Source organism: Brevibacterium moorei (assembly GCF_024580735.1).
GTDB lineage: Bacteria > Actinomycetota > Actinomycetes > Actinomycetales > Brevibacteriaceae > Brevibacterium > Brevibacterium moorei.
On the sequence record NZ_JANIJX010000013.1, the window covers coordinates 1 to 12096 of the forward strand.

The following is a 12096-nucleotide window of genomic DNA, read 5'->3' on the forward strand; positions in this document are numbered from 1 at the left end:
GCGGGTGAGTGAACTACTCACCCGCCGCGGCCCCGGCCTTTGTCATCCCCGGACTTTCTCATTCTCCGTTCCCGCGCGGCATCCTGTGCTGCGGCCCGATAGGGTGGAGCCATGATGAGATTCAAACCACAGAGTGTTCGCGATCAGATCTCCTCCATCATGGCCGGCATGGGCGCCGACGATGCGACGCGGGAGATCTGCACGACCATCATGTACGACACCGATCTGATGGGCGTCGATTCCCACGGCATCTCGATGCTGTCCTACTATGTCCACGAGGTCCAGGCCGGCGTGCTGGTGCCCGATGTGGCCCCCGAAGTCGTCCGGGAGACCGGCGCAGTCGCGCTGATCGACAGCCACCGCGGGTTCGGTCACACCGCTGGGCACCTGGCGATGAGCAAGGCGATCGAAGCGGCGCAGAAGTTCGGCGTCGGCATCGGTTCGGTCAAACAGTCCAACCACTACGGTGCGGCGGGCTACTATGCGCGGATGGCCGCGGACGCGGGCCTGATCGGCGTATCCATGTGCTCCACGGCCAATGCCCTGCAGATTCCGCACCGGGCCAAACGGCCTCTGATGGGCACCAACCCGATCGCCTTCGCCGTCCCGGTGCCGGGCGAGAACCCGCTGCTGCTGGACATGGCGACCTCGGTGGTGCCGCTGAACAAGGTGAAGGTCTACGGCCTCAAGGGCGAGGAGCTGCCGGCGGCCTGGGTGCAGTCGGAGGACGGTCGGGTCATCACGGACTCGACGGCGGCCTATGAGCAGATGGAGTACTCCGACAACGACTCGATCGGGCTGCTGCCGCTGGGCGGGGAGACCTTCTTCGGCGGCGGGCAGAAGGGCTCGGGTCTGGCGACGATGGTCCAGGTGCTCTCCGCCGCGCTGTCCGGCTCCGACCAGCCGGGCAATGTCGATGGCTACCAGTCGATCGGCTACTTCTTCCTGGCGATCGACCCCGATCTGGTGGGTTCGCGCGAGGAGACCTACGAGTACGTCCGCACCCTGCGCAATACGATCCGGGGGATGGAACCGGTCGACCCGGACCTGCCGGTGCAGGCGATGGGCGATCGGGACTTCGACACCCGTGCCGAACGCAGCGAGTTGGGCATTCCGCTGGCGGACAAACTCGTCGAGCAGCTGCGCGGCCTGGCCACTGAGCTGGACGCCGAGTTCACGCTGGAGGAGCAGGCCTGACCATGCCGGGGTCCAGGGAGGTGCGCGTGCCCGCGGGGGATACCGTTGGGCCCGCGGACGGCGTGGTGCCGCCGGGCGCGGTGTCGGACCACGCGGTGCCGCCGGGTCGGATGTCGGCGCGCCGTGCGGCCGAGCTGACCCGCCCCCGAGAGCCCGTGCGCTCCTCTGTCGGATGGCCGCCGATCGTGGTGTTCGTCGTGGCGGCCTGCGGCCTGGCCTGGCTCGTCGCCCTGCCCCTGTGGATCGGCGACGGGCTCCGCAGCCCCGTAGCGGGGGTGTTGATCCCGCTGATGATGTACGCCCCCGTCGCGGCGGTCCTGGTGGTGTTCGCGGTGTTCCGCCGTGGCTTCCACGGTAAGCGCCTGGCCCGCATCCGCTTCCTGGGGATGTGGCCGCTGGGCTCGCTGCGCACCGGCAGCTGGCGCAGGTTCGTGGTGTGCTGCCTGGCCGCCGTCCTGGGCCCGGGAATCCTCGTGGCGGGTTCGGTGCTGGTGGCGGCCGCCTGCGGCTGGCTGCAGCTGGATCCGCTCGGGCTCTCGGGCTACCGCGAAACCCTGGTCGGGCAGCTGCCGGCGAATACCATCCCGGCCGAGGCGATGGATTCGGTCGTGTGGACCGGTGTGGTCTCCCAGCTGCTCATCATTCCGGCGGCCGGCGCCACAGTCAACGCGGTGCTGACCCTGGGAGAGGAGCTGGGCTGGCGCGGTTTCCTGCTGCCGGCCCTGCGTGGGCGCTGGGGCCAGGGCGCTGCCGGAACCTGGGCGGCGCTCCTGGTCACCGGTGCGGTTTGGGGCCTGTGGCATGCGCCGGTGATCCTGCTGGGCTATAACTTCGGCCGTACCGACGTCACCGGTGTGCTGTTGATGGTCGTCGGCTGTATGGCCTGGGGAGTGCTGTTCGGCTGGCTGCGCCTGCGTTCGCGCTCCGTGTGGCCGGCGGTCTTCGCCCACGGCACCCTGAACGCCGCGGCCGGCCTGTACCTGCTGTTCTCCGCCTCCGGCGCGCAGTCCGACCCCGCGCTGGTCTCGCCCCTGGGCGCCGCCGGCTGGATCGTGTGCGCCGTGGTGATCCTGGTCCTTGTGGCGGCCGGCCAGTTCGGCCGCGTCCGGCTGGAGAGGTAATCGGGTGACTAAGGTCACCGGGAAGGTGACCGGTACCCGCTTGCGGGCCGAGGCCTCGGCCCCGTATGCTTAATGAGGCCCAAGACCGCTGGTCTTCGGGGAATCGCCGTGAGGCGGGGCCCCGGAAGAAGATCTCGAATGAGTGACCTGCGCAGGTGTATAGGACTTTCTACGTGAAGACGTAAGCGTTCCGTGCATGTGCGCGGAGCGCTTTTTTGGTGTTGAGGGCGCATCCAATCGATGAAAGGAATACCATGGCGAGGCCTGACAAGGCAGCAGCTATTGCGGAAATCAAGGAGCTCTTCGCGGGTTCCTCCGCAGCCGTGCTGACCGAGTACCGCGGTCTCACCGTCGCGCAGATGAAAGAGCTGCGCGTCTCTCTGGGTGGGAACGCAACCTACGCCGTGGTAAAGAATACGCTTGCCAAGATTGCGGCCAAGGAAGCCGGAGTCGAAGGTCTGGACGATCAGCTCAATGGGCCGACCGCCATCGCCTTCGTGACCGGTGAAGTTCCGGACGCTGCCAAGGCACTGCGTGACTTTGCCAAGGCGAATCAGCAGCTCGTGATCAAGGGTGGTAGCTTCGACGGCTCCACGCTCACGGCTGATGACATCACGAAGCTCGCCGACCTCGAATCCCGCGAAGTTCTGCTGTCCAAGGCTGCCGGTGCCGTCAAGGCCACCTACGCCAAGGTCGCCCGCGTTGCCCAGGCACCGCTGGTCAAGAACGTTCGCACGATCGACGCCCTGCGCGAAAAGCGCGAGGGTGCCGAGGCCGCCTGAGTTTCACCCAATCACCCCGGTCGCATCTGCGGCCACATACGGAAGGACTAAGCCACCATGGCTAAGCTCACCCCCGAAGAGCTCATTGAGGCTTTCAAGGAACTGACCCTCATCGAACTGAGCGACTTCGTCAAGAAGTTCGAAGAAGAGTTCGACGTTGAGGCTGCTGCTCCGGCCGCCGCCGTCGTCGCCGCTGCTCCCGGCGCTGCCGGTGAAGCCGCCGAGGAAAAGACCGAATTCGACGTCGTCCTCGAATCCGCCGGCGAGAAGAAGGTCGGTGTCATCAAGGAGGTCCGCGCCCTGACCTCGCTGGGTCTGAAGGAAGCCAAGGAGCTCGTTGACTCCGCTCCCAAGGCCGTCCTGGAAGGCGTTGACAAGGCCGCTGCTGACGCTGCCAAGGAAAAGCTGGAAGGCGCCGGCGCCACCGTCACCCTGAAGTGATGACGTCCGGTCGCATCGCAGGGAGCTCTGCTCCCGCGGTCTGACCGGTTGGTTGCTCCGTTCGACCCCCGATCGTATTCACGATCGGGGGTCGAACTGTTTCTGTGGGCTCCACTGTGGGGTTCCGCCGGGTGGGGGAAACTCCATGGGGTGGGGAAGGCCCTTCGGGTGGGGGAGGGCCCGCCGAGTGGGGCCGGCTGTCAGCGGATGCGCACGAGTCCCACTGGCGCTGCACTCTGCCCGGCGACGGACGAACCCGCGGAGTTGCGGGCCGGCACGACCGCGGTGTGGTCTGCGGCCAGGCCTGCAACATCGGCGGCCTGGGCCTGCACGAAGCGCCGGTCCACGGGATTCCCGTGGCCGGGTAGATATGCCGTGACCCCTTCGAACAGGAGGATCCGGCGCAGGGCCTGGGCCCAACGGGCGGGAGTCGCGTCATCGCCGAACTGCGGGGGCTGGCCCTCTTCGACCAGATCACCGGTGAAGACGACGTCGTCGACGCGCAGGACCAGGTCGCTCTCGGTGTGTCCGGCCAATTCGAGCGTCTCGACCACCGTGCCGCCGCCCAGGTCGATGGAATCCTGGGCAGCCAGTTCGGTCGCAGGTACGATGAGGTCTCCGGGATCCGACGGTAGATCGGGTTCCGCGCTCAGTGGGACATTCTCGAATTGCACCCAGGCGCTGGCCTGGCTGTCGCGCAGAAAACCGGCAGCGCCGTAGAAGGTGTCGATTCCCCGGGCAGCGCATGTGGCATTGCCGAAGAAATGGTCCCAGTGGTCGTGGGTATTGACCACGCACAGGGGCAGACCCGTCACGGTCCGGAACGCGCGCAGGATTCCAGTAGCCTGGGCCGGACCGGAGCCGGTGTCGATGACGAGGGCGCGCTCCTCACCCACCACCAGATAGGAGTTGAGGGCGACGGGGTCGGAGGTGAAACTGTAGATCTCTGCCACCCCTCCAGCCTAATCGCCCCGGTTCCGATCCGCCCGTTCGTCCGGTTCCCCTGCCCGTCCCCGCGGTGGTGCGCCGCCCGGCTGTGGGGGTAGCGGGGGACGTTGGGGCACTGGGCCGTGCGAGGTCGTCGGGCGCGGTGTGGCCGCGGGCCCAGGACGGGCGGGCGACCGCGGATCCGGTTGGGGAGCCGGACCCGGTCCGGGAACGGGATACCGCGGCGCACCCTGCTGTGGCGGCGCCTGCCGTGGTGGCGCCGGCCGCTGCGGGGCCAGAGGGCCGGGCGGTGGCATCCGCAGCGGTGGCGCAGGGGCGTAGTGGGGTGTCGGGGTCGGCCGTGCAGGACGCCCCGGTGGTGCGGGGGTGCCGAAGCCCGCGCCGCCGCGCTGCCGCGGTGCCTGAGAACCGCCGCGGATCAGCAACCAGATGACCACGCCGATGAGGACGAGCGCCAGCACGATGAGTGCCAGCCAGACCAGATCGCGCAGGAACCAGACGACCGCGGCCACCGAAGCCACCAGACCCCACCACAGTGCCCATGGTTTGGTCCGCAGGGCGCCCAAGATCAACAGGGCGACATGGTCGACGAGGAACAGGACGGCATACCAGCCGCCCACCAGCAGTCCGGCGGCCACACCGAACAGGGTGAGCAGAGCCATCGGCAGGACCAGCCGGATCTCGATATAAGCGGCCTCGTCGCCTCGGCGCCGCGCGAGGAATGCCCAGACCCAGGCAGCGATGAGCAGGACGTGAGCACCGACCACCGCCTGCGTCGCCACGATGCCATGGGCCGCAATGGCCAGGCCCATGGCCCCGACGTAGGTTGCCAGCTCCGGCACCACCAGCCGGACCACACGGTTGCGGACGCGGGCGGTCAGCAATGCCAGCATGAGTGCTGGAATCGCCATCGACACGCCGGTGAGCAGCTGGCTCGGCGAATGCAGCCAGGGGACCGTCGTATCGAGGAACGGAGTGGCCAGGATCGCCAGTAGGGTCGCCGCGAAGGCACAGGACAGAGGAGTGATCCACCGGCTACCGCGGCGCTGCAGAACCCAATAGCAGGCATACGCCAGTGCCCAGGTGAACCAGGCCGCCGCGATGACCAGGAGCACACCGTCGTCGATCACAGTGCGCAGCACGACCTTGGCCAGCAGGAACGTGCAGACCGTGGTGATGACGAACGAGTACTGCCAGCGGGTGAAGGCCAGCCAGGTCGCGGCGGCGCCGACCAGGACGAGGGACGGCACGGTCAGGGGGAGCGCTCCCGAACTCCAGACGGGGATCGTCTGGCAGAACACGAGGAGCGCCAGCGCCGCGGTGAACACCAGGCTGACCACGGACATCCCGGGTGCCCCAGCGGGCCGTGGTGGGCGGGACCGGGTGAACCAGGATTGGGCGAACCGGGTCTGGACGAACAACAGACAGCCCTGCCCGACGAGGACAAGTGCGGTGACCAGGCCGACAACTCCGGTCGCCCATGGTTCGTCCCGCATTCCACCGAAGGTGGGCACGAACAGGAACGCAAGGGCGTAGAGCCCCTGGGCGACGACCGCGGTGCGGGCCTCGGAGGTTTTGGACCGGCGCAGCAGGGCGAGGTGGAACAGCGCAAGCCCGCCACTGGTCAGCATCATCCCCGCGATGAACACGCTGTGCCCGGCCGCCGTCGCCCAGGTCCGCGATACGTCCATTTCGTCGATTCCCGCGTACAGGCAGAGTGCTGCGGCGGTGAGCACGGGGACGCCGGCCAGCGTCAGGCAGGCGTTGCGCAGCGGGTAGCTCAGGGCCAACAGGCCCAAGAACAGGACGACGAGGACGGCGGAACCGACCAGGCGCGCATCGAGTCCGACCAGAGCGGGCAAGGGGAGCATCAGCCAGAAGGCGTTCCATGGGGTCACCAGGGCCGAAGCGGCTTGTTGCCGCGGGCGTGTCCGCGACCTGCGTCCGCCTCGGTCCGAACCGCCGAGTAACCAGGCGAGCAGAATGTCGACGGCGCAGACGGCGCACAGTCCGCAGGCCAGCGCGAGCAGGCCGAGCTGCTCGGAATCCGTGTACGCCCCGGCCTCCTCGGCACCGGCCAGGTGGGCCGCCAGGGTCAGGGCGGTGAGCGCCCCGGCGGTCGCTGCCAGGCAGCGAGCCACGGGCAGATCCCTGCGCCAGGCCAGGAGGAACAGCAGCGCGGTTGCGGCGGCATCGCCGGCGATGATGCCGATCGCGATGTGGGGAGCCTCGCCGGTGGCGGGGGTCCAGCCGCCGACCAGCTGTGCGACGGCCAAGACGGCAATGCCCGGGCCGAAGAGCACGGGGAACGGTTTCGACCGGCTCAGCAGTGCGCCGAGCCAGAATCCGCAGGCCAGAACGGTGCCAGTCAGACAGGCGGCGCCGGCCGCGGTCAGTCCCCGGTCGCCGCTGCCCGCAGGGGTCAGCACTAGCGCCGCGGCCGCCGCCATCAGGGCTCCGCTGAGCAGCACGAGTGCCAGGGCCAACCGCGCTCGCCCGCCCAGGCACCAGGCCGCGACCAGATAGTGCAGCCCCACGGTGCTCAGCAGAATGGTCCAGCGCCAGAGTGTCATATCGAAGGGCACGACAAGTGCCATCAGCAGAGCGAACGGTGCGAGGAACTGGCCCAGTACGAGGTGCGGCAGGATGAAGCGGCGGGGGAGCCGAGGCGTTAGGAGTCGGGCGGCCACCGCGAAGGCCGTGCCGATCGCGACCACGGCACACAGGTACCAGAAAACGGAGTCCGTGCCGGTCAGCGACACCGCCGAGAGCACCAAGGAGACGCTGAACAGGGCCGCGAACCAGGTGACCAGGGCCGAGCGCAGCAGGTAGGCGGCCAACACATAGCAGGCCAGACCCGCCAGGGACGAGATGAACCAGGCGATACGGCCGGCGACCAGGTCCATTCCGCCCAGCAGAGCACCTGCGATCGGTACCAGGACCAGGCCCAGGCCGGTCAGTGCGATGCCAACCGGGTGCAGCCTGCGGGTTCGGGTGTAGAGCACGAGCCCCAGGACATAGGACAGGAGGGCGACGAACCATATGCACGAGGCCCCCACGAGCGCGCTGTCGGCGATGCTCGCGAAGATCAGGGCCGAGGTGATGACGAAGACGCAGGCCAAGCCCAGCAGGAGGTTCGGATACAGTACCGAGCGAGTCACCCGGGCGGGGTACGGGGTTCCGGGAGGGCCGGAGGGGTGAACGGGGTGGTACCCACCGGAGCCCGGCGCCTGGGGGAGAGGCACAGCCGGCCCATACGGCCCGTAGGGACGGGCCACCTGGAGGGCACTGGGGCCGGCCGGCGGTCCGGTGGGCCGGGGCGGGGGCGTCGGCCCCGAACCCGGCCGGGCGCCGATCGGGACTCCCGGGCCGGGGCGGGGTCCGGGCGGGAGCGGCCCATAGGGCGGCACGGCGCTCGCCCGACCACCGGCCGGGGCGGTCCCTCCCCGGCGGTGCGGCCCAGCGGGCAAGGGTCCGCGCGGCGCGCCGGTGCGCATGGCGGTGAGGACAGGGGTGATCGCGGCCATGAGTGCGAGGAGACAGATCGACAGCAGTGTCAGGCCGATCGCGAAGACGAAGGCGTCGCTGGTGTTCAAGGCCGGTCCTCCGGGGGAATCGGGCGGACACTCCTGGACGGGTGTCCGATTAGCTCCACCGTACCGGTCCCTACCCGGAGTACACCCGAAATCCCCGCAATCCACAGAAATCGGTACGCACGGTCGGGTGCGGGTTCAGTATCCACAGGTGACGGACCGCCAGTCGCTCGCGGTTATGGCTATGCGGAACCCTCGGCAGTGTGTCAGGAGGAACGGCGAAAAGGTGAAACCCTACCACAGATCCAGGCGGATTGCTCGTGAAGGCCTTGCAATAGTTGACGGCACCCTGTATATTTGACATTTGCGTTGCTGTCGTTCGTGGTGCCTTCATATAGCGGTGGGCCCCATACCGCATGGTTTGGGCTGTCGGGTCTTCATCGACCCCTCTTCCGGACCGTGTCGACCGGTCCAGCCACATGCACTGTAGCACTTGTCGGTGCTCGGGTTCACGTGGACGGTTCGCCCGGTTGTATCGATGGCAACGACGGCAGAGACAACCACGTGGAAGGATCCAATGGCCGCCGCCAACGTACACACCAGGACCGCTAATCCGCCCAAGCGCATCTCCTTCGCCAAGATCGAAGAGGCGCTTGAAGTCCCCAACCTGCTGGGCCTCCAGACTGACAGCTTCGACTGGCTGATCGGTAACGAGCGCTGGCAGGACCGGGTCGCAGAAGCGATCGAGAACGACGATGATTCGGTCGCGACGACGTCCGGGTTGGAAGACATCTTCGAAGAGATCTCCCCGATCGAGGACTTCTCCGGCTCCATGTCGCTGTCGTTCCGCGAACACCGCTTCGAAACGCCCAAGTACTCGATCGACGATTGCAAGGAGCGTGACATCACCTATTCGGCGCCGCTCTACGTGACCGCCGAATTCATGAACAACAACACCGGTGAAATCAAGTCGCAGACCGTTTTCATGGGCGACTTCCCCCTGATGACCGATCAGGGCACCTTCGTCATCAACGGAACCGAGCGCGTCGTTGTCTCGCAGCTCGTCCGTTCGCCCGGCGCCTACTTCGAGAAGGCCGCCGACAAGACCAGCGACAAGGACATCTTCTCCGCGAAGATCATCCCCAGCCGCGGTGCGTGGCTGGAATTCGAGATCGACAAGCGCGACCAGGTGGGTGTGCGCCTGGACCGCAAGCGCAAGCAGTCGGTCACCGTGCTGCTCAAGGCCCTGGGCTGGACCGAATCGAAGATCCTCGAAGAATTCGGCGACTTCGAATCGATCCGCGAAACGCTGGCCAAGGACACCGTCCAGACGCGGGAAGAGGCCCTGCTGGACATCTACCGCAAGCTGCGCCCGGCGGAGCCCGCCACGGTGGAGGCCGCGGAGAACCTGCTGCGCAACCTGTACTTCAACCACAAGCGCTACGATCTGGCCAAGGTCGGCCGCTACAAGGTCAACCGCAAGCTGGGCATCGACGCTCCGCTGAGCGAATCGGTGCTCAGCGTCGACGATATCGTCGCGACCATCCGCTACATCGTCAGCCTGCACGCGGGCGTCGAGACGATGCCGGGGAACCGCGATGGGGAGCCGATCGAACTGCGTGTGGCGCTCGACGACATCGACCACTTCGGCAACCGCCGCATCCGCGCTGTGGGCGAACTGATCGAGAACCAGGTCCGGACCGGCCTGTCGCGCATGGAGCGCGTCGTGCGCGAACGCATGACGACCCAGGACGTCGAGGCGATCACGCCGCAGACCCTGATCAACATCCGGCCCGTCGTGGCCGCGATCAAGGAGTTCTTCGGCACCAGCCAGCTGTCGCAGTTCATGGACCAGAACAACCCGCTGGCCGGGCTGACGCACAAGCGCCGCCTGTCCGCGCTGGGTCCCGGCGGTCTGTCCCGCGACCGCGCCGGCATGGAGGTCCGTGACGTCCACCCGTCGCACTACGGCCGTATGTGCCCGATCGAATCGCCTGAGGGCCCGAACATCGGTCTGATCGGTTCGCTGGCCTCGTTCGCCCGCATCAACCCCTTCGGCTTCATCGAGACCCCGTACCGCAAGGTGGTCGACGGTGTCGTCACCGACAACACCGAATACCTGACGGCCGATGACGAACTCGAGTTCAACATCGCCCAGGCCAATGCCCCGCTGAACGACGACAGCCGCTTCACGGAGTCCACCGTGCTGGCCCGCCCCAAGGGCGGCGGCGGTGAGGCCGAACTGATCCCGGCTGCGGAGATCGACTACATGGACGTCTCCCCGCGCCAGATGGTGTCGGTGGGTACCGCCCTGATTCCGTTCCTGGAACACGACGACGCCAACCGCGCTCTGATGGGTGCGAACATGCAGCGCCAGGCCGTGCCGCTGGTGATGAGCCAGGCCCCGTACGTGGGTACCGGCATGGAATACCGCGCCGCGGTGGATGCCGGCGACGTCATCGTCGCCAAGAAGGCCGGTGTCGTGACCGAGGTCGCCGCCGACTACGTCAGCGTGATGAACGACGACGGCACCACCTCCCTGTACAAGGCCGAGAAGTTCCGCCGTTCGAACCACGGCACCTCGTACAACCAGCGGATCACCGTCGACGAGGGCGACCGCGTCGAGGTCGGCGCGGTGCTGGGCGACGGCCCTGCCACCGACGGCGGTGAAATGGCGCTGGGCAAGAACCTGCTCGTCGCGGTCATGTCGTGGGAGGGCTACAACTACGAGGACGCGATCATCCTGAGCCAGCGCATGGTGCAGGACGACGTGCTGTCCTCGATCCACATCGAAGAACACGAAGTGGACGCCCGCGACACCAAGCTGGGCGCGGAGGAGATCACCCGGGACATCCCGAACATCTCCCCGGACGCTCTGGCGGACCTGGACGAGCGCGGCATCATCCGCATCGGCGCCGAGGTCACCGACGGCGACATCCTGGTCGGCAAGGTCACCCCGAAGGGCGAAACCGAGCTGACCCCGGAGGAGCGCCTGCTGCGCGCCATCTTCGGCGAGAAGTCCCGCGAAGTCCGTGACACCTCGCTCAAGGTGCCGCACGGCCAGTACGGCACCGTCATCGCCGTCAAGGTCTTCGACCGCGACGACGACGATGAGCTGTCCCCCGGCGTGAACCAGATGGTCCGCGTCTACATCGCCCAGCGCCGTAAGATCACGGTGGGCGACAAGATGGCCGGTCGTCACGGCAACAAGGGTGTCATCTCGAACATCCTGCCGATCGAGGACATGCCGTTCATGGCCGACGGCACCCCGGTGGACGTCATCCTGAATCCGCACGGCATGCCGCGTCGTATGAACATCGGCCAGGTCATGGAGATCCACCTGGGGTGGATCGCCAGCCAGGGCTGGAAGATCGAGGGCAACCCCGACTGGGCCAAGGAACTGCTGGAGCGCGACTTCGATCGCGATGCGGCACCCGGCACCAATGTCGCGACCCCCGTGTTCGACGGCGCCCACTGGGAAGAACTGTCGAACATGCTCGACGTGGTCAACCCGGATCGCGACGGCAACCGGATGATCGATTCGACCGGCCGCACCCGGCTGTTCGACGGCCGTTCCGGCGAACCGTTCCCGTACCCCATCTCTGTGGGCTACATGTACATGCTGAAGCTGCACCACCTGGTCGACGACAAGATCCACGCGCGTTCGACCGGCCCGTACTCGATGATCACGCAGCAGCCGCTGGGTGGTAAGGCGCAGTTCGGCGGCCAGCGCTTCGGCGAAATGGAAGTGTGGGCCCTCGAGGCCTACGGTGCGGCGTACACGCTGCAGGAGCTCCTGACGATCAAGTCCGATGACATTCCCGGTCGTGTGAAGGTCTACGAGGCGATCGTCAAGGGCGAAAACCTGCCGGATCCGGGCATTCCGGAATCCTTCAAGGTGCTCATCAAGGAAATGCAGTCGCTGTGCCTGGACGTGGAGGTGCTGTCCGCGGACGGCATGTCCGTCGAGATGCGCGACTCCGACGACGAGGTCTTCCGTGCGGCAGAGGAGCTGGGCATCAACCTGTCCCGCCCCGAGGCCAACACGGTCGAAGAAGTCTGATTCAAAGAAGT

The 12096-nt window shown here is 67.2% G+C and carries 7 protein-coding genes; 5 read left to right on the forward strand and 2 right to left on the reverse strand.

The window, feature by feature from the left end:
- The first annotated feature begins 111 nt into the window (after positions 1-111).
- From NQ034_RS09505 to rplL, 4 genes are all read left to right on the forward strand, one after another.
- Positions 112-1197, forward strand: coding sequence for an Ldh family oxidoreductase (locus NQ034_RS09505; protein ID WP_257048525.1), 1086 nt, complete (start codon positions 112-114; stop codon positions 1195-1197).
- 2 nt (positions 1198-1199) lie between these two features.
- Positions 1200-2318, forward strand: a complete 1119-nt coding sequence (locus NQ034_RS09510) for a CPBP family intramembrane glutamic endopeptidase (RefSeq protein WP_257048526.1) — start codon at positions 1200-1202, stop codon at positions 2316-2318.
- A gap of 254 nt (positions 2319-2572) precedes the next feature.
- Positions 2573-3100 carry a 50S ribosomal protein L10 gene (rplJ, locus tag NQ034_RS09515; RefSeq protein ID WP_257048527.1) on the forward strand — a complete coding sequence of 176 codons (528 nt, stop codon included), beginning with the start codon at positions 2573-2575 and terminating at the stop codon, positions 3098-3100.
- A 57-nt stretch (positions 3101-3157) separates the two neighbouring features.
- The gene (rplL, locus tag NQ034_RS09520; protein WP_257048528.1) at positions 3158-3541 is read left to right on the forward strand and encodes a 50S ribosomal protein L7/L12; all 384 of its coding nucleotides are present in this window, start codon (positions 3158-3160) and stop codon (positions 3539-3541) included.
- 200 nt (positions 3542-3741) lie between these two features.
- Here rplL and NQ034_RS09525 read toward each other — a convergent pair whose 3' ends face one another.
- Both NQ034_RS09525 and NQ034_RS09530 read right to left on the reverse strand, forming a co-directional pair.
- Positions 3742-4494: an MBL fold metallo-hydrolase gene (locus tag NQ034_RS09525; protein ID WP_257048529.1), complete on the reverse strand. Its 753-nt coding sequence runs from the start codon at positions 4492-4494 to the stop codon at positions 3742-3744.
- A gap of 9 nt (positions 4495-4503) precedes the next feature.
- A complete protein-coding gene (locus tag NQ034_RS09530) occupies positions 4504-8085 on the reverse strand; it encodes a hypothetical protein (protein ID WP_306428225.1) in 3582 nt (1193 codons plus the stop codon).
- 514 nt (positions 8086-8599) lie between these two features.
- Here NQ034_RS09530 and rpoB point away from each other — a divergent pair.
- Entirely contained in the window at positions 8600-12085 is a 3486-nt protein-coding gene (gene rpoB / locus NQ034_RS09540) for a DNA-directed RNA polymerase subunit beta (RefSeq protein WP_257048531.1), read from the forward strand.
- The last annotated feature ends 11 nt before the right edge of the window (positions 12086-12096 follow it).